We start from the raw sequence: 17659 nt of genomic DNA on the forward strand, positions 1-17659 counted from the left end.
CAGTCGACTGACAGTCGACTCTACCCAGTCGGCTATCGCGCGCAGCGCGGGGTTTTTGCGGTGTGCGGGAAGGTTAGTCGACTCTACCGCGCGTCTGCGGGCGCTCAGGCCAGCGCTGGTTCGCGCTTCAGCATGCCGTGGAAACGCTTGAGTACATACGGATCGATCAGTCCGCCGGACTGCTCTTCCAGGATGCGCAGCACGGCGTCGTGTTCCATCGCGCCGCGGTACGGGCGCGCGCTGGTCATCGCGTCGTAGGCATCGGCGATGGCCACGATGCGTGCGCCCAGCGGAATCGATTCGCCGTGCAGGCCATCGGGATAGCCGCTGCCATCGAAGGCTTCATGGTGGGCGCGGATCACCCGCGCCACGGCGGTGGCATCGCTGCGCCCGGTGGCCAGGAAGATGTGTTCGCCGCGCACCGGATGTTCGCGCATGATGTCGCGCTCTTCGAGGGTGTGCTGGCGTGGGCTGAGCAGCACGTCATCGGGAATGCCGATCTTGCCGATGTCGTGGAAACGCGCGGCCAGGCCGATCAGCGCGCAGGTTTCGTCCTGCTGGTCGCAGTGTGCGGCCAGGCGCTGGGCCAGTACGCCCACGCGGTCGCAGTGGTAGCGGGTGTAGGCATCGCGCATCTGCAGCGACATCGACAGTGCATCGATCAGGCAGGCATGTTCGTGCAGCAGGTCTGGGGCTTGGGAGTGGGGCATCGGTGTGCAGGCGCAGGCAGTGCGCGAAAGCGACCGGCCCGCAGCAGCGGGCCGGTCTGGAAGAGTGGCACCTAGGGTAACGCGTGCGGCCTGTGCACCGTGTGGCGCGCTGGCCTCGTACGCGATCAGCCGGTGGTCTGCAGCTGGATGCGGTTGGCCTTGGCGAATGCGTCCTGCGCATCGCTCAATGCCTGCATATCGGTGTCCATCTTCGTGGTGGCTTCATCCAGTGCCTGCAGCAGCGGCGTCACCTGCGCTTCGCTGTAGCCATCGGGCAGGGCGGCGATCTTCTGCATCACCGCGAACATGTCGGCGGTGCTCTGCACCGAATCGCGCAGGTCCTGGTGCAGGGCGTCGGCATCCTTGCCGTGGGTCAGCAGCTCGATATGGGCCAGCCGGTCGGTGGCTTCCTTGTGGGCGTTGCCCAGGCCGAAGCGGAACTGTTCCAGGCTCTTGCCGTCCTGCAGCGCGGCATGGAAGGCTTCGCCACGCGCGCCTTCGGTCCACAGCTGGACCGTGTTCACCATGCTGTTCCAGCTGGCAACGTTCTCGTACAGGTAATCGCGGTTGCTCATGCCGCTGTGGCAGGCGGCCAGCAGGCCCAGGCTGGTGGCCAGCAGAAGGGGGGCGAATCGATTCACAGCAACACTCCTTGTCGCGGGCGCAGGAACGAAAAGCGTGCCCTTCCACCGCCCGCAGCGGAAAGGCACCGGGGGATTGCAGTCAGCGCACGGCCAGGGTCAGCAGCAGGGCGCGCGCGGCGTTGAAACGGTCTTCCGGCAACGGCAGCGGGTGCTTGATGCGCAGCTTGTCCGGCCCTTCCATCGCGTACAGGTTGGGCTGTTTCTGGATCAGCTGGATCACCGCCATCGGGTCGATGTTCGGCTTGGATTCGAACACGATGCGGCCGCCGTTCTCGCCAAGATCCAGCTTGCGGATGCCCAGCGTGTTGGCCTGCAGCTTCAACTCGGCAATGGCGAACAGATTCTTGGCCGGATCGGGCAGCAGGCCGAAGCGATCGATCATCTCCACCTGCAGTTCGCGCAGTTCGGCGCTGTCGCGGGCGCTGGAAATGCGCTTGTACAGGGTCAGGCGGGTGTGCACGTCCGGCAGGTAGTCTTCCGGAATCAGCGCCGGCACATGCAGCTCGACTTCGGCACCGCGCACTTCTTCACCGGCATCCAGGTCGGGCAGCTTGCCCTGGCGGATGCTGCGCACGGCGCGTTCCAGCAGTTCGGTGTACAGGCTGAAGCCCACCTCGGCCATCTGCCCGCTCTGGTCTTCGCCCAGCAGCTCGCCAGCGCCGCGGATCTCCAGATCGTGCGTGGCCAGGGTGAAGCCGGCGCCCAGTTCGTCCATCGAGGCGATCGCTTCCAGGCGCTTTTCCGCATCCGGGGTGATCGAGCGGCGGTCGGGCACCACCAGGTAGGCATAGGCGCGGTGGTGCGAACGGCCCACGCGGCCGCGCAGCTGGTGCAGCTGGGCCAGGCCGAAGCGGTCGGCGCGGTTGATGATGATGGTGTTGGCGTTGGGAATGTCGATGCCCGATTCGATGATCGTGGTCGACAGCAGCACGTTGAAGCGCTGCTTCTGGAAGTCCAGCATCACCTTTTCGAGCTCGCGTTCGGGCATCTGCCCGTGGGCGATGCCGATGCGCGCTTCGGGCACCAGCTCGGACAGCTCGCGCTGCATGCGGCCGATGCTTTCCACGTCGTTGTGCAGGAAGTACAGCTGGCCGCCGCGCGACAGCTCGCGCTGGAAGGCCTCGCGCAGCAGCGCGTTGTCCCACTGGGTGATGAAGGTCTGCACCGCCAGCCGGTTCGGTGGCGGGGTGGCGATGATCGACAGGTCGCGCAGGCCGGCCATGGCCATGTTCAAAGTGCGCGGGATCGGGGTTGCGGTCAGGGTCAGCAGGTGCACGTTGGCGCGCAGCGCCTTCAGTGCTTCCTTCTGGCGCACGCCGAAACGCTGCTCCTCATCGACGATGACCATGCCCAGGTCCTTGAACTTCACGTCCGGCTGCAGCAGGCGATGGGTGCCGACGATCACATCGATGGTTCCGGCGGCGACCTTCTCCAGCTCGGCCTTGATTTCCTTGCTGGTCTTGAAGCGCGACAGCACTTCGACCTTCATCGGGTAATCGGCGAAGCGGTCACGGAAATTGCGGAAGTGCTGTTCGGCCAGCAGCGTGGTCGGCACCAGCACGGCCACCTGCTTGCCTGCACTGGCGGCCGCAAAGGCGGCGCGCACGGCCACTTCGGTCTTGCCGAAGCCGACGTCGCCGCAGACCACGCGGTCCATCGGCTGGCTGCTGGCCAGGTCGCGCAGGGTGGCGTCGATGGCGGCCAGCTGGTCGGGAGTTTCTTCGAACGGGAAGCCGGCCGCAAACGGTTCGTACATGGCGCGGTCCACGTGCAGCGCCAGACCGGCGCGGGCCTGGCGGCGCGCCTGGATTTCCAGCAGTTCGGCGGCCACGTCGCGCACCTTTTCGGCAGCCTTGCGCTTGGCCTTGCTCCATTGCTCGCCGCCCAGCGAGTGCAGCGGTGCGGTTTCCGCCGATGCGCCGGAATAGCGGCTGATCAGGTGCAGCTGGGCCACCGGCACGTACAGGCGATCGCCCTTGGCGTACTCGATTTCCAGGAATTCGCCGGGCATGCCGCCCACGTCCATCGCGATCAGGCCCCGGTAGCGGCCCACGCCATGGTCTTCGTGCACGATGGGCGCGCCTTCGGTCAGCTCGCCCAGGTCGCGGATGATCGCTTCGGGTTCGCGGCCGGCACGGCGCGTGCGGCGGGTGCTGGCCGCGCGCTCGGGGAACAGCTGGCGCTCGGTGAGCACCGCAATGCGCGGTTCGTCCAGCGCGAAACCGTCTTCCAGCGCGGCCACGGTAATGGCCAAGCGCTCGGCGCTGTCCAGGAAGGCCGGCAGATCGGCCAACACCGGCGGCTTCAGTTCGGCCGCCTGCAGCACTTCCAGCAGGGCTTCGCGGCGGCCCGGGGAATCGGCCGCGATCAGCACCCGGCCCGGGTAATGGGCCAGGAAGGATTTCAGTGCATCGCCGGCCGGTGCCTCGCGCGCGGCCACCGGCAGCGGCGGCAGCGGCTGGTCGCCCAGCGCATGCGCATCGGCGATGCGCGCATGGTCGGCGGCCCACACTTCGATGCGCGCGGTATCGTTCAGGCGCTCGCGCAGCAGATCCGGCGACAGGTACAGCGCCGACGGTGGCAGCAGCGGCCGTTCCACATCGTGGCGGCGCTGCTCGTAGCGCTCGGCGGTCTGGGTCCAGAAGGTTTCGGCAGCCTCGCCGGCGCCGGCACACAGCACGGGCAGGCTGCCTGCGGGCAGGTAGTCGAACAGCGTAGCGGTGCGTTCGAAGAACAGCGGCAGGTAGTACTCGATGCCGGCCGGTGCCAGGCCGGATTTCAGATCCTGGTACAGCGCGCTGCGGCGGGTATCCACGTCGAAGCGTTCGCGCAGGGCGGCCAGCACGCGGGCGATGCTGGCCTCGTCCATCGGCACTTCGCGGCCGGGCAGCATGTGCACGGCGTCGACCTTGTCCAGCGAGCGCTGGCTTTCTGGGTCGAAGGCGCGGATCGAATCGATGTCCTCGTCCAGCAGTTCCACCCGCAGGGGCTCGTCGGCGCCCATCGGGAACACGTCCAGCAGGCCGCCGCGCACGGCGAAATCGCCCGGGTCCATCACCTGCGGCACGTTGCGGTAACCGGCGCTTTCCAGTCGGCGCTTCTCGGCCTCCAGGTCCAGGCGCTGGCCGACCTTCAGGTCGAAGCTGCCGCCGATCACATAGCTCTGCGGTGCCAACTGCTGCAGCAGCGTCTGCACCGGCACGATCACCACGCCACGCTTCAGCGTGGGCAGGCGGTGCAGGGCGGCCAGGCGCTGCGAGATGATGTCCGGGTGCGGGCTGAAGCGGTCGTAGGGCAGCGTTTCCCAATCGGGGAAGGCAACCACCGGCAGCGACGGATCGGCACCCAGCAGGGTGTGCAGATCGGCTTCCAGCTGGCTGGCGCCGTGGTTGTCACGGGCGATGACCAGCAGTGGCGCCGTGTGCGCACGTGCGGCCTGCACCAGGTACCAGGCCAGTGCAGTGGGCGAGGCGGGGGCGCGCCACCAGGCGCGAAGCTGGCCGGCACGGGGCAGCGGCGGGGCGGGGTATGGAGTACGCGACATGGACCGCCGATCTTAACAGATGCCCTTGTCGTGACCGTGTGCGTAAGGTCGCGGTGGCGGGGGGGGCGGGCCCCCCCCCCCCCGCGGGGGCGCCCCGGGCCCCCCCCCCGGCGGATTGCTCCTGCCGCTATCGCCCCGGTCCGCGATCAGGGAGAATCGGTGCTGTCCCTTCCAGCCGACGGGACGTCCCCCAACCCGCCGACTGGAGAGAGCGCGCGTGGAAGCAACCGTACATTTCATCAACAGCATCATCTGGAGCAAGGCACTGATTGTGGTGTGCCTGGGCGCCGGCCTGTTCTTCAGCCTGCGCACGCGCTTCATGCAGATCCGCGGCTTCTTCGAGATGTGCCGCCTGACCGTGAAGGGTGAGAAGTCCGACGCCGGCGTCTCCTCGTTCCAGGCCTTGGCCATGTCCATGGCCGGCCGCATGGGCATCGGCAACATCGCCGGCGTGGCCACCGCCATCGCCTTCGGCGGCCCCGGTGCGATCTTCTGGATGTGGGTGATGGGCTTCCTCGGCGCGTCCACCTCGTATGTGGAATGCACCCTGGCGCAGATCTACAAGACCAAGGACGCCGAAGGCCGCTACCGCGGTGGCCCGGCCTACTACATCGAAAAGGCGATGGGCCTGAAGTGGTACGCCCTGGCCTTCGCCGTCGCCACGATCATCGCGGCCGGCTTCCTGATGCCGGGCGTGCAGGCCAATGCCATCGCTGACAGCGTCATCAACGCCTGCCGTGGCACCGCGCTGTGCGGTCCGCTGGATGGCCAGGCCTTCGGCATGGACCAGGTGCAGGCGCTGAAGCTGGGCATCGGCATCGTGGTGGCCCTGCTGCTGGGCGTGGTCATCTTCGGTGGCGTCAAGCGCATCGCCAACTTCGCCGAAGTGGTGGTGCCGTTCATGGCCGCCGGCTTCATCCTGATGGCCATCGTCATCATGATCATCAATGCCGACCGCGTGCCGGAAATGTTCGGCATCATCTTCGACAGCGCCTTCGGTACCCATGCGGCGTTCGGCGCCATGATGGGCCTGGCCATCGAATGGGGCATCAAGCGCGGCATCTACGCCAACGAAGCCGGCCAGGGTTCGGGCCCGCACGCCGCAGCAGCCTCGGAAGTCTCGCACCCGGCCAAGCAGGGCTACGTGCAGGCCTTCGCCATCTACTTCGACACCATGATGGTGTGCACCGCCACCGCCTTCCTGATCCTGGCCAGCGGCACCTACAACGTCTATTCGCCGGTGGAAGGCGCCGCCCCGATCTTCCAGGGTCTGGCCGGCATTCCCGAAGGCGCCGGCTATGCGCAGGCGGGCGTGGAAGCGGTGCTGCCGGGCTGGGGTTCGGCGTTCGTGTCCATCGCCATCTTCTTCTTCGCCTTCACCACCATCATGGCCTATTACTACATGGCCGAAACCAACCTGACCTACGTCAACCACAACAAGAAGCGCCCGCTCACCGTGCTGCTGCTGCGGCTGGGCATCATCGGCATGGTGGTGTTCGGCGCCTTCCACAACGCCACCCTGGCCTGGGCGCTGGGTGACATCGGCGTGGGCCTGATGGCCTGGCTGAACATCATTGCCATCCTCATCGTGCAGAAGCCGGCCATGCTGGCCCTGCGCGACTACGAACGACAGAAGAAGCTGGGCCTGGACCCGACGTTCGACCCCGATGCACTGGGGATCAAGAACGCCGATTTCTGGCGCCAACGCAAGCAGGAGACCGTGTAAGTGAACAACCCCTGGAACAACCGCCGCCCGTCCGCCCGTCCGCCGCGTGCCACACCGTTGCCGCGCCCGGAAGGGCAGGGCAGTGGCGGTGGTGCAGGCGCCGGTGGGCGTGGCAATGACGAACTGCGCCTGTACGGCCTGAATGCCGTGCTGGCCGCGTTCGAAGCCCGCCCGCAGGCACTGCGCAAGCTGTACCTGCTGGAGGCGCGTATTCCGCGCCTGCAGCCGCTGTTGAAGTGGTGCGTGACCAACCGCGTGGGCTACCGGGTGGTGGAAGACGGCGATCTGAACAAGCTGGCCGGCACCACCCACCACGAAGGCGTGGTGGCTGACGTACTGCGCGCACCCGCGCTGGAACTGGCGCAGTGGCTGCAGCAGGTGGGTGATGGCCCGGCGCTGGCGCTGTGGCTGGATGGCGTGGGCAACCCGCACAACCTGGGCGCGATCCTGCGTTCGGCCGCGCACTTCGGGGTGAAGGCGCTGCTGCTGCCGGCCGGCAGCACGCTGGCCCTGTCCGGCGCCGCCGCGCGCGTCGCCGAAGGCGGTGCCGAAGCCGTGCCGCTGGTGCAGTTGCCCGACGATGCGCAGGCCATGGCGCAGCTGCGTGCGGCCGGTTTCGGCCTGGCCGCCACCCTGGTGGACGGCGGCGAAGACGTTTTCCGCGCGAGTCTGCCGGCGCGCCTGGTGTACGTGATGGGCGCCGAAGGCGAGGGCATGGACCGCGAACTGGCCGGTCTGTGTGACCAGCAGGTGTCGATTCGGGGCAGCGGCGCGGTGGAAAGCCTGAATGTCGCATCTGCCACGGCAGTGCTGCTGGCGCAGTGGGCCAGCCGTCGCGGTTGACCGCTGATGGGGTCGGAGCCCGCGCCTTCGACGCGGGATCCGACCCCGGGCATCCGGGTCGAATCCCTCGCCGCAGGCGAGGGCTCTGACCCCAGGCCGCAGACTTGCCCCACACGCCAGTGCGTCAAGCACGCATGACGTTTTGAAAGTTTCCTTATTGGTCCGCCGTTCCCGGCGACGCAGGGTGGAAGTCCAACCCACGTTGTCCAGGAGTGGCTGTCATGCATCACCCGCGTTCTACCCTTGCCGTTGCCCTGCTGCTGGCCTGCACGCTGCACAGTGCCAGTGCGCTGGCCCAGCAACACAGCCTGGAAGGCGTCAACTTCACCGGCCCGCTGATCACCCCCAACCCCGCCGGCATGGCGGCCGGGCACTGGTACATCGAACCCTATCTGGTGCGTGTGGACAGCACCGCGTACTTCGACGACAGCGGCGATCGCCACCGCAGCGATGAACGCAGCGGCGCCTGGGCGGTGGTGGTGCCCATTGCCTACGGCTTCAGCGAACGGGTCACCGGCCAGGTCAACCTGAGCGCCTCGCGCGCCGAATCGGGCAGCACCCACAGCAGCGGCTTCCGCGCCGGCGATACCACTGCGCGCCTGCAGTACCTGCTGCAGGCCCCCAGTGCCGATGGCACTACCCCGGCCGTTTCGATCGCGCTGGTGCAGCGCTTCAGCACCGGCAGCCACGACCGCATCACCGGCAATGCGCTGGATGCGCAGGGCGATGGCGTGCAGCGCACCACGCTGGCGCTGGGCACGCAGAAGGTGGAATGGATGGCCAACGACCGGCCGCTGCGCTGGCGCGCGCAGTTCAGTGCCGGCCCTGCACCGTCGCGCACGGCCATTTCCGGCGCCAGCGTGTATGGCACCGACCGTGGCTTCCAGGGCCACATCGCGCGCGGCTCGGTGCTGGGGCTGTCGGTCGGTGCCGAGTACAGCTTCAATTCGCGCTGGGTCGGGGTCATGGAGTTCGCGGCCAGCCGCGAATCGGGCCAGCGCCTGACCGGCTTTGCGCCGGGCGCAGATGGTCAGGTGCGGCGCATCGACGAGCGTCGCCCTGCCAGTCGCAACCTCACCCTGGCGCCTGCGGTGGAATACCACTTCAGCCCCTCGCTGGGGTTGATCGCCGGCGTGGAAGTGACCGTGGCCGGGCGCAACAGCGGCCGCATCATCAGCCCCCAGGTCGCCCTGGGCATGTTCTTCTAAGGGGGCGCGCCATGACTGTCGAATCCATCGTCAACAGCGTGCTGGGCGTAGTCTGGAGCCCGCTGCTGGTGGTGCTGTGCCTGCTGGCCGGGCTGTACTTCAGCATCCGCACCCGTTTCATCCAGCTGCGTGCGCTGCCGGACATGCTGCGCCTCATGTTCCGCCATGAACGTTCCGAGGCAGGCGTATCGCCGTTCCAGGCCTTGTCGTTGTCGCTGTCCAGCCGGGTGGGCGTGGGCAACATCGCCGGCGTGGCCATGGCCATCGCTTTCGGCGGCCCGGGGGCCATCTTCTGGATGTGGATCGTGGCGTTCCTGGGCGCCTCCAGCGCCTTCATCGAATCCACCCTGGCGCAGATCTACAAGGACCGCGACGGCAAGGGCCAGTACCGCGGCGGGCCGGCGTACTACATCGAAAAGGGCCTGGGCCAGCGCTGGTATGCGGTGCTGTTCGCGGTGGTCACGGTGATGGCCGGGGCGATGCTGGCCGGTACCCAGTCCAACGCCATCACCAGTGCGGTGAACGAAGCCTGGAACGTGCCGGTGGCGGCGACCACGGGCGTACTGCTGGTGGTGCTGGCCGTGGTGCTGTTCGGCGGCGTGCGCCGCATTGCGCGCGTGGCCGAATGGGTGGTGCCGATCATGGCCGTGGCCTATCTGGGCGTGACCGCCGTGGTCATGGTCATCAATGCGGACAAGCTGCCCGAGGTCATCCTGCTGGTGGTGCGCAGCGCCTTCGGTGTGGATGCGGCGTTTGGCGCGATGATCGGCACGGCCATCCAGTGGGGTGTGCGCCGTGGCGTGCTGTCCAACGAAGCAGGCATGGGCAGTGGCGCGCATCCGGCCGCCGCCGCCGAGGTCTCGCATCCGGTGAAGCAGGGCCTGGTGCAGTCGTTCTCGGTCTACATCGACACCTTGGTGGTGTGCAGCGCTACCGCGTTCCTGATCCTGTCCACCGGCCTGTACAACGTGTACGACCCAGCGGTGAACGGCATTCCCGATGAGGCGCGGCTGCTGCTGGGCAATCTGCCGGGCGTGGAGGCCGGGCCGCGCTTCGTACAGCACGCGGTGGAATCGGCATTGCCGGGCTTCGGTCGCTCGTTCGTGGCGCTGGCGATCCTGCCGTTCGCGTTCACCACCATCCTGGCGCTGTACTACATGGCCGAAACCAACGTCAGCTACCTGTGCCGCGACCGCCCCAGCCCGTGGGTGATGGGGGTGTTCCAACTGTCGTTCCTGGCCGCCACCGGCTATTCGGCCATGAACAGCGCCACCGTGGCCTGGTCGCTGGGCGATATTGGCGTGGGCATGATGAGCTGGTTGAACATCATCGCCATCGTACTGCTGCAGAAGCCCGCGCTGGCCGCCCTTCGCGATTACGAGCAGCAGAAGCGCAACAAGCGCGATCCGTTGTTCAACCCGCAGAAGGTCGGCGTCCGCAATACACGGGTCTGGGAAGGCTGATCCCACGCAATCGCCTGGTAGGTGCGAACCTTGGTTCGCACGGCTGTTGCCGCGGTGATCGCCGGGCATGGCCCGGCGCTACCTTCGGGCCATGCTCTTGCCTGGTGGGTGCGAACCTTGGTTCGCACCGCTCTTGCCCCGGCGCTACCGCATTACTCGTTCGGCGGAACCGTCGCCTTGGCCTCACTGCCAAAGCTGCCATCGGCTTCGGCGGCCAGATACGCAAACACGGTGTACGCGGCCACGTTCTGCGCCAGCGCCTTCGGGTCGATCTTGTCCAGCGTATCGTCGGCGGTGTGGTGCAGGTGGAAATAGTCCGATCCATCCTGTGCCAGCCACGCCCATGCGCCGCCCTTGGCCGCCAGCGGGCCCACGTCCGGGCCCGGGCCGCCCTTGTCGGCCTGGTACTCGATGCCCAGCGGCTTCATCACCTCGGCAATCTGCTTGGTCGCCTCGCGCGACCCTTCCGGGTTCGGCGAACCGGTGTTGAACGCATAGATGCGGCCGGCACCGAAGTCGCTCTCGGCAGCCAGCTGGTGCAGGGCCACGTCCTTGGCGTGTGCTTCGGCATAGGCCTTGCCGCCGTACAGACCCTGTTCCTCGTTGGCGAAGGCGATCACCCGGATCGTGCGCTTGGGTGCCTGCTTCAGCTGGCCGATCAGATGGCCGGCGGCCATGGTGATGCCCACGCCGGCGCCATCATCCACCGCGCCGGTACCCAGGTCCCACGAATCCAGGTGGCCGCCAATCACCACCACTTCCTTGGGCAGGCTGCGCCCGGTGATCTCACCGATCACGTTGTACGAGGTGGCCGTGCCATCCCAGCCGCAGTCCAGCGCCACCTTCACCGTGGTGCTGCCACGGGCCAGCAGGCGGGCCAGCTGGTCGGCATCGGGCACCGACAGCGCGGCCGACGGCACCGGGGTCAGGCCATCGTCGAAGCGGGTGATGCCGGTGTGCGGCACACGGTGCGAATCGGTACCGGCCGAGCGCATCAGGAAGCCGACCGCACCCTTGCGGATCGCCTCGGACGGGCCCTTGCTGCGGATCGCGCCACCACGGCCGTAGTCGCGGCCATCGCGGAACGGCAGCATCTGGTAATCGACGAAGGCGATCTTGCCCTTCAGCGAACCGGCCGGTGCGGCCTGCAGGGCGGCCAGATCGGCAAAGCGCACCACCTCGGCCTCCACGGTGCCGCCGGGGCTGCCGCCCAGCGCGGTGATCTGCAGCGGCTGCGGGTTCTTGCCGGTCACCGCGGCGTGTTCACTGCGGCGTTCCCACTTGGGGAAGGTCACCGGTTCCTTCCAGACCTTGTCAAAGCCCAGTGCCTTGAACTTGGCTTCGGCCCAGGCCACGGCGCGGGCATCGGCCTCGCTGCCGGCAATGCGCGGGCCGATTTCGGTGGTCAACGATTCGACCACCTTCCAGCCGGTGTCATCGGCCAGTGCCTGGTCGCGCAGCTGCGCGGCCGTGGCCAGCGAGGCCGGGGGCAGGGTGGTGGTGCGAGGCGCCGCAAACGCAGGCGCGGCCAACAGGGCGAGGGACGATGCGATGGCAAGAATGCGGCGACGCATGGACAGCTCCGGGAAGGGTGTAAGCCTTGGAGCTTAACAGTCGTTCAGCGCCGCGCATGGGTGGGAGGTCATGCCGGGGCTGAATGCTGTTTTCCGGCCATGTGCGGCAAAGCGGTAGCGCCGGGCCGTGCCCGACGGAGGTCCACGATCCGCTTCGCTCGCCGGGCATGGCCCGGCGCTACCTTGATTATCGTCCCGCCCAGTCGAGCAAGCTCGACTCTACGGACGGGCGGGGCGCGCGATGGCGCCCGGCACCTTATTTCTTCAGGCTGTCGCGGATTTCGCGCAGCAGCAGCACGTCTTCCGGCGTGGCGGCCGGGGCGGCTTCCTTCTTGCGTGACAGGCGGTTGATCACCTTGATCACCAGGAAGATGGCGAAGGCCACGATGACGAACTGCACCAGCGTGTTGAGGAAATCGCCGTAGCCGATCACCACCGCCGGAATCTCCTTGCCATCCGGGCCGATGCTGGCCGGTGACAGCACCCAGGCCAGGTCAGAGAAATCCACCTTGCCGATCAGCATGCCCAGCGGCGGCATGATGATTTTTTCCACCAGCGCGGTGACGATCTTGCCGAAGGCTGCGCCAATCACCACGCCCACGGCGAGGTCGATGACGTTGCCGCGCATCGCGAATTCCTTGAACTCGGTAAGCATTCCCATTGTTGTTCTTCTCCAGAGGGCGAGGGGACAGGGCGCAGGGTAACGCAGCAGATGTCAGCCAGCGATGACGCCGTGGCGCTCGGCTACGTTTTCCAGGCGTGCGCTGAAACGGTCGCCCGGCTTCAGTGCGGCCACGCCCGACGGCGTGCCCATGAACACCAGATCGCCGGCGCGCAGCTGCCACAGCTTGGACAGCTCATGCAGGATTTCCGGCACGTTCCAGATCATCTGGTCCAGCAGCGATTGCTGGCGCACTTCGCCGTTCACTTCCAGCGAAAGATTCAGGGCGGCCAGATCACCGACTTCGCCGGCATGCACGATTTCGCTGATCGGCGCGGAGGCGTCAAAGCCCTTGGCCGAATCCCACGGGTGGCCCTTTTCCTTCGCGGCGGCCTGCAGGTCGCGGCGGGTCAGGTCCAGGCCCACGGCATAGCCGTACACCAGTGCGTCGGCATCGGCTACGGCCAGCTCACCGGCCGGCGCGTCCCGGCCGATCGCCACCACCAGCTCCACCTCGTGGTGCAGGTTGGCGGTGGCCGGCGGGTAGGGAATCACATCGTCGTGGCCGACCACGATGGCATCGGCTGGCTTGGTGAAGAACATCGGCCGGCCGCGATCATCGGCGGCCGGCACTGCGGCACCCATTTCGCGTGCGTGGTCGGCGAAGTTGCGGCCCACGCAGTACACGCGGTGCACGGGGAAGCTGCCACCGCCCACCACGGGAACGCGGGGCACGGCGGGGGCGGCAATCACATCGGAAACATCGGACATGCGGACATCCAGGAAGGGCGTGCCCGCAGTCTAGAACTTAACGCTACCCGCCGTCAGCGGGTGCCAGCCTTCAACGCGGCGAGGACAGCGCCGATTTACGCACCACGCGGTACTCACCTTCCACCACGTTGGGGTCGGCGGCACGGCCAACGCTGGCCGGCTTGCGCGAGGCCAGCAGCTTCCACGCCAGGCCGATCAGGATCATCGCTGCGCCCACGAACACGCCCACGAACACCATGGCGGCCAGGATGGCCAGGCCCAGCAGGCCCACGGCAATGCGCACCAGCGGGTTACGCGGCTTGCGCGGCGCGAACAGGGTACGGAAGTGGTGGACGGCGGATGCGCGAGTAAACATGGCGGCTCGATAGGCTGAAATCAGCGAACCGCCAGTATCCGGAGGCGCCACTGTCATTGAGTGAAAAAGTCGTTAAATATAGCCCCGGCTTATTACCAATCAATGACTTGTGTTCATGTGAGAGCCAGTGACCTGAGCGCGCGTGCGACAATGCCGCTTTACGTTCGAGCCTTCGCCATGACGACCCCCGCTGCCGCCCTCATTGCTCTGGAAGCCCTTGCCGATGGGGCCTTTGCCGAGGTTGAAGCGCTGGTGGACGGCGATGCCGAGTCGGTGGTGCTGTATCGCGACGGCAACCAGGTGCGCGCCTTCCTGAACATCTGCCCGCATGCCGGTCGCCGCCTGGACTGGGCGCCGGGGCAGTTCCTGAAAAGCCGTGAAGGCCATCTGGTGTGTGCGGCACATGGCGCCTCGTTCGCGCTGGACAGCGGCGATTGCGTGGCGGGCCCGTGCAAGGGCGATCGCCTGCGCGCAGTGCCGGTGAATGTGCGCGACGGGCAGGTTTACCTGGCCTGAGGCCAGGTCCAGGGTCGGATCCGTTTTCCGCAGGAAAACGGCTCTGACCCTATCGGGCCGGAGCCAGTCGAGCATGGCTCGACTCTACAAAAGCCGTGTCCACCAAGGTCGACACCTACCAGAGCCGGGTGCGACCTCAGAACATCAGGTTGATCATCAGCACCACCACACAGGTGTAGATCAGTGACAGCGGTCCGCCCACGCGCCACATCTCGCGCGGGGTGTAGTTGGCCGGGCCGGTGATCATCGAAATGACCGGGTTGGAGGCGGTCATCAGGTTGTTGGACGCCGACAGCGCCACGATCAGCGCGAACGCGGTCGGGTTGCCACCGGCCGCCAGTGCCAGGTTCACTGCAATGGGCACCATCACGATGGTCGCGCCCACATGGCTGATCACCAGCGAGAACGCGGTGGTCAACAGCGCCAGCGCCACTTCCAGCACCCACAGCGGAATGCCGGTGGGCAGTTTGTCGATGGTATGCCCGGCCACCCATGCCGCCGCACCACTGGAATCCATCGCCCAGCCGAGCGGAATCAGCCCGGCCATCATGAACACCGTCTTCCAGTTGATCGAGGCATAGGCCTCGTCCATGCGCAGCACGCCGGTCAGCAGCATGCCGGCCACGCCGGTCATCAGGGTCAGCGCCACCGGCAGCTTGCTGGTCAGCGCAATCAGGATGGTCAGCGCGAAGATCGCCATGGCGATCTTGAACTTGTGCGGGCGCTGTTCGCCGGTGGGGTAGTCGGTCACCACCACGAAGTCGCGGCTGCGCGCGGCCTGCGCCAGGTCGGTCCAGATGCTGTGGAAGACCAGCATGTCGCCGGCGCGCAGCTGCACATCGCGCACGTCCTCGCGGATCACCTGCTTGTCGCGGTTGATCGCCAGCAGGCTGATGCCGCGTTCCTTTCGCAGGCGCAGATCGGCCGCGCTCTTGCCGATCACGTTCGAGGTGGGCGGCACCACCGCTTCGGAAATACCGGCGCGGCTGGGATTGAACAGGTCGCCCAGGTGCTTCAGGCGCGAGGACATGCGCAGGAACTGGTTCTGCGCGAAATCGCTGATCTGCTCGCGCGGGCCCATCGCACCCAGCACGCTGCCTACCCAGATGCGCATTTCCGCCGGCGGCGCCAGGCGGGTGTCATTGCCGGTCTTCAGCGCCAGCAGCAGCGGTGCGTCGTGCAGGTTCTCGGCCTCGCCCAGGGTCATGCCCACCAGCGGGCTCTCGGCGGTCACCACCAGCTCGAAGACATCGCCTTCAATGCCGTAGGTCTTGGCAAAGTAGCTTTCGGTGCGCGCCGGGGTCACCCCGTCGTTCACCAGGTTCTCTTCCTCGATCAGCTTGCGGTCGCCGTAATAGCGGAAGTACAGCAGCGACGCCACCAGCAGGGCCACGCCGATCGGCAGCGGCGCGAACATGCGCAGCGGCTCGATGGTGGCCAGGCCGGAGGGAAGATTGTTGTTGGCCGAGGCCAGCAGATCGTTCAGCAGGATCAGCGGTGAATTGCCGACCATGGTCAGCGCGCCGCCCATCACGATCGCCGCCGAGATGGGCAGCAGCAGGCGCTGCAGGGTCAGCCCGGTGCGCGCGGCCAGGCGCGAAGCCACTGGCAGGTACAACGCCATCACCGAGGGGTTCTGCATGAACGAGGAGTTCAAGCCGGCGATGGCGGTGGTCATCATCAGCAGCCGCTGTTCGACGCCGTGGCCACGCCGCAGCAGCCACGCGGCCAGCCGGTTCAGTGCACCGGTGCGGTCCAGGCCCGCGCCCAGGATGGTGGTGGCGATGATGCTCATCACCGCGTTACCGGAAAAGCCCCCGAAGATTTCCTCAGGGGCGATCAGGCCGGTCACGCCCAGCACCACCAGCACCACCAGCGCCACCACGTCGGCGCGGATGCGCTCGAACAGGAACATCGCCATCGTGAAACCAACCAGCCCGAGCACGAGCTTCATGTCGTTGGTCAGCGTCAGCGCGGTATCCATGTGGGGCGCAGGGTCCTCGGTGGGCGGTCAGGTGCGGTCGTACAGCAGATCCCAGACGCCGTGGCCCAGCTTCTGGCCGCGGGTCTCGAAATGGGTCTGCGGGCGCCAGTCCGGTCGCGGCACGCTGCCACGCGGGCCGGCACGGTTCACCAGCCCGGCGGTGGCGTCCAGCACGTCCCACATCTGCTCGGCGTAGTCTTCCCAGTCGGTGGCGCAGTGCAGGCGGCCACCCGGGCGCAGCTTGCGCACGATCAGCTCGGCGAACGCCGGCTGCAGCAGGCGGCGCTTGTTGTGGCGCTTCTTGTGCCACGGGTCGGGGAAGTAGATGCGCACTTCGTCCAGCGCGCCGTCGGCAATCTCGTTCTGCAGCACTTCCACCGCATCGTGGTGGTACAGGCGCACGTGGTCGGCATTGTCATCGGCCAGCGCGTTCAGCAGGCGGCCCACGCCGGGGGCGTGCACTTCAATGCCGATGTAATCGCGCGACGGATCGTGCTGGGCGGCGAAGCGCATGGCCGCACCGTTGCCGAAGCCGATTTCCAGCACCTTGTGCGCCGGCCGGCCGAAGGTGGCGTCCAGGTCGCGCGGCTGGCCGTTGTAGTCGATGCCGAAGCGCGGCCAGCGTTCGTCGAACGCGCGCTGCTGGGCCGGGGTGAAGCGGCCTTGGCGCAGCACGAAGCTGCGCACCTCGCGGCGGCCCTCGCTCACGGTGAAGGGCTTGGGCGGGGCCTTGGAACCGGCACTGTCGAAGGGATTGGTCATCAGCCGATCACCCCTTCCACCGGCGAAGACGCACTGGCATAGCGCTTGCGGGGAATGCGCCCGGCCAGGAAGGCCTCGCGGCCGGCTTCCACGGCCTTGCGCATGGCGCTGGCCATCAGCACCGGGTTGCGCGCGCCGGCAATGGCGGTGTTCATCAGCACGCCGTCGCAGCCCAGTTCCATAGCAATGGCCGCATCCGAGGCGGTGCCCACGCCGGCGTCGACAATGATCGGCACCTTGGCGTCTTCAATGATCTGCAGCAGGTTGTACTTGTTCTGGATACCCAGGCCCGAACCGATCGGCGCGGCCAGCGGCATCACCGCCGCGCAGCCGATCTCTTCCAGGCGCTTGGCCAGGATCGGGTCGTCGGACGTATAGACCATCACCTCGAAGCCATCCTTCACCAGCTGCTCGGCGGCCTTCAGGGTCTGCACCACGTCCGGGTACAGGGTCTTCTGGTCGCCCAGTACTTCCAGTTTGGTCAGGTTGTGGCCGTCCAGCAGCTCGCGCGCCAGGCGGCAGGTACGCACGGCGTCTTCGGCGGTGTAGCAGCCGGCGGTGTTGGGCAGGATGGTGAAGCGGTCCGGCGGCAGCACGTCCAGCAGGTTCGGTTCACCGGGGTTCTGCCCGATGTTGGTGCGGCGGATGGCCACGGTGACGATCTGGGCGCCAGCGGCCTCGGTGGCCAGGCGGGTTTCCTGCAGATCCTTGAACTTGCCGGTGCCGGTGAGCAGCCGCGAGCCGTAGGTCTTGCCGGCGATCACCAGCGAATCGGGGGAGACATGAACGTTCATGCCGCGATTATCGCCTATCCGTCTGAAGATGGGGTCACGCAGAGGGCTCGCCGGGCATGGCCCGGCGCTACCACGCGCGTGCACCGGTAGCGCCGGGCCATGCC

15 protein-coding genes are annotated in these 17659 nt (G+C 67.2%); 5 read left to right on the top strand and 10 right to left on the bottom strand.

All coding sequences use genetic code 11. The features are described 5' to 3' along the window. Positions 1-104: 104 nt before the first annotated feature. From IAE58_RS16425 to mfd, 3 genes are all read right to left on the bottom strand, one after another. Positions 105-710 carry an HD domain-containing phosphohydrolase gene (locus tag IAE58_RS16425; RefSeq protein ID WP_199932202.1) on the bottom strand — a complete coding sequence of 202 codons (606 nt, stop codon included), beginning with the start codon at positions 708-710 and terminating at the stop codon, positions 105-107. A gap of 125 nt (positions 711-835) precedes the next feature. Continuing rightward, entirely contained in the window at positions 836-1351 is a 516-nt protein-coding gene (locus tag IAE58_RS16430) for a hypothetical protein (RefSeq protein WP_199932203.1), read from the bottom strand. Positions 1352-1433: 82 nt separating this feature from the next. Next, a complete protein-coding gene (gene mfd / locus IAE58_RS16435) occupies positions 1434-4898 on the bottom strand; it encodes a transcription-repair coupling factor (protein WP_199932204.1) in 3465 nt (1154 codons plus the stop codon). A 217-nt stretch (positions 4899-5115) separates the two neighbouring features. Between mfd and IAE58_RS16440 the strand changes: the two genes are divergently transcribed. The 4 genes from IAE58_RS16440 (at position 5116) to IAE58_RS16455 (ending at position 10138) form a co-directional block, all read left to right on the top strand. Continuing rightward, positions 5116-6624 carry an alanine/glycine:cation symporter family protein gene (locus IAE58_RS16440; protein ID WP_199934099.1) on the top strand — a complete coding sequence of 503 codons (1509 nt, stop codon included), beginning with the start codon at positions 5116-5118 and terminating at the stop codon, positions 6622-6624. Next, positions 6625-7467, top strand: a complete 843-nt coding sequence (locus IAE58_RS16445) for a TrmH family RNA methyltransferase (protein WP_199934098.1) — start codon at positions 6625-6627, stop codon at positions 7465-7467. Between the two features lie 221 nt (positions 7468-7688). Further along, entirely contained in the window at positions 7689-8675 is a 987-nt protein-coding gene (locus tag IAE58_RS16450) for a hypothetical protein (protein ID WP_199934097.1), read from the top strand. A gap of 11 nt (positions 8676-8686) precedes the next feature. Next, positions 8687-10138 (top strand): alanine/glycine:cation symporter family protein, encoded by a 1452-nt coding sequence (locus IAE58_RS16455; RefSeq protein ID WP_199934096.1) that lies wholly within the window; start codon positions 8687-8689, stop codon positions 10136-10138. 152 nt (positions 10139-10290) lie between these two features. On the opposite strand, the gene IAE58_RS16460 is transcribed toward IAE58_RS16455, so the two are convergent. From IAE58_RS16460 to IAE58_RS16475, 4 genes are all read right to left on the bottom strand, one after another. Further along, positions 10291-11712: a M28 family peptidase gene (locus IAE58_RS16460; RefSeq protein ID WP_108757021.1), complete on the bottom strand. Its 1422-nt coding sequence runs from the start codon at positions 11710-11712 to the stop codon at positions 10291-10293. Between the two features lie 256 nt (positions 11713-11968). Beyond that, on the bottom strand, positions 11969-12373 hold the full coding sequence (gene mscL, locus IAE58_RS16465; protein ID WP_108753980.1) for a large-conductance mechanosensitive channel protein MscL: 405 nt from the start codon (positions 12371-12373) through the stop codon (positions 11969-11971). 54 nt (positions 12374-12427) lie between these two features. Continuing rightward, positions 12428-13144, bottom strand: a complete 717-nt coding sequence (locus IAE58_RS16470; protein ID WP_108750915.1) for a fumarylacetoacetate hydrolase family protein — start codon at positions 13142-13144, stop codon at positions 12428-12430. A 70-nt stretch (positions 13145-13214) separates the two neighbouring features. Beyond that, positions 13215-13499 (bottom strand): hypothetical protein, encoded by a 285-nt coding sequence (locus IAE58_RS16475; protein ID WP_108750914.1) that lies wholly within the window; start codon positions 13497-13499, stop codon positions 13215-13217. Between the two features lie 177 nt (positions 13500-13676). On the opposite strand from IAE58_RS16475, the gene IAE58_RS16480 reads away from it, so the two are divergent. Continuing rightward, complete coding sequence (locus tag IAE58_RS16480) at positions 13677-14015, top strand: Rieske (2Fe-2S) protein (RefSeq protein WP_199934095.1); 339 nt, start codon at positions 13677-13679, stop codon at positions 14013-14015. Between the two features lie 136 nt (positions 14016-14151). Here the strand turns inward: IAE58_RS16480 and IAE58_RS16485 are convergent, their stop codons facing one another. The 3 genes from IAE58_RS16485 to IAE58_RS16495 are packed head-to-tail and all read right to left on the bottom strand — an operon-like array spanning position 14152 to position 17555. Further along, entirely contained in the window at positions 14152-15999 is a 1848-nt protein-coding gene (locus tag IAE58_RS16485) for an SLC13 family permease (RefSeq protein WP_108757018.1), read from the bottom strand. A 27-nt stretch (positions 16000-16026) separates the two neighbouring features. Continuing rightward, entirely contained in the window at positions 16027-16761 is a 735-nt protein-coding gene (gene trmB, locus IAE58_RS16490; protein ID WP_006387461.1) for a tRNA (guanosine(46)-N7)-methyltransferase TrmB, read from the bottom strand. After that, positions 16761-17555: a thiazole synthase gene (locus tag IAE58_RS16495; protein ID WP_108750910.1), complete on the bottom strand. Its 795-nt coding sequence runs from the start codon at positions 17553-17555 to the stop codon at positions 16761-16763. The genes trmB and IAE58_RS16495 overlap by 1 nt, the downstream gene beginning before the upstream one ends. Between the last annotated feature and the right edge of the window lie 104 nt (positions 17556-17659).

It is taken from the genome of Stenotrophomonas sp. S49, from assembly GCF_016624905.1.
GTDB lineage: Bacteria > Pseudomonadota > Gammaproteobacteria > Xanthomonadales > Xanthomonadaceae > Stenotrophomonas.

Bases quoted from the DNA above. Each gene is read 5' to 3' on its own strand.
- IAE58_RS16425 (WP_199932202.1), bottom strand. From the start codon at position 710: ATGCCCCACTCCCAAGCCCCAGACCTGCTGCACGAACATGCCTGCCTG.
- mfd (WP_199932204.1), bottom strand. From the start codon at position 4,898: ATGTCGCGTACTCCATACCCCGCCCCGCCGCTGCCCCGTGCCGGCCAG.
- IAE58_RS16450 (WP_199934097.1), top strand. From the start codon at position 7,689: ATGCATCACCCGCGTTCTACCCTTGCCGTTGCCCTGCTGCTGGCCTGC.
- IAE58_RS16455 (WP_199934096.1), top strand. From the start codon at position 8,687: ATGACTGTCGAATCCATCGTCAACAGCGTGCTGGGCGTAGTCTGGAGC.
- IAE58_RS16460 (WP_108757021.1), bottom strand. From the start codon at position 11,712: ATGCGTCGCCGCATTCTTGCCATCGCATCGTCCCTCGCCCTGTTGGCC.
- mscL (WP_108753980.1), bottom strand. From the start codon at position 12,373: ATGGGAATGCTTACCGAGTTCAAGGAATTCGCGATGCGCGGCAACGTC.
- IAE58_RS16470 (WP_108750915.1), bottom strand. From the start codon at position 13,144: ATGTCCGATGTTTCCGATGTGATTGCCGCCCCCGCCGTGCCCCGCGTT.
- IAE58_RS16475 (WP_108750914.1), bottom strand. From the start codon at position 13,499: ATGTTTACTCGCGCATCCGCCGTCCACCACTTCCGTACCCTGTTCGCG.
- IAE58_RS16480 (WP_199934095.1), top strand. From the start codon at position 13,677: ATGACGACCCCCGCTGCCGCCCTCATTGCTCTGGAAGCCCTTGCCGAT.
- IAE58_RS16485 (WP_108757018.1), bottom strand. From the start codon at position 15,999: ATGGATACCGCGCTGACGCTGACCAACGACATGAAGCTCGTGCTCGGG.
- trmB (WP_006387461.1), bottom strand. From the start codon at position 16,761: ATGACCAATCCCTTCGACAGTGCCGGTTCCAAGGCCCCGCCCAAGCCC.
- IAE58_RS16495 (WP_108750910.1), bottom strand. From the start codon at position 17,555: ATGAACGTTCATGTCTCCCCCGATTCGCTGGTGATCGCCGGCAAGACC.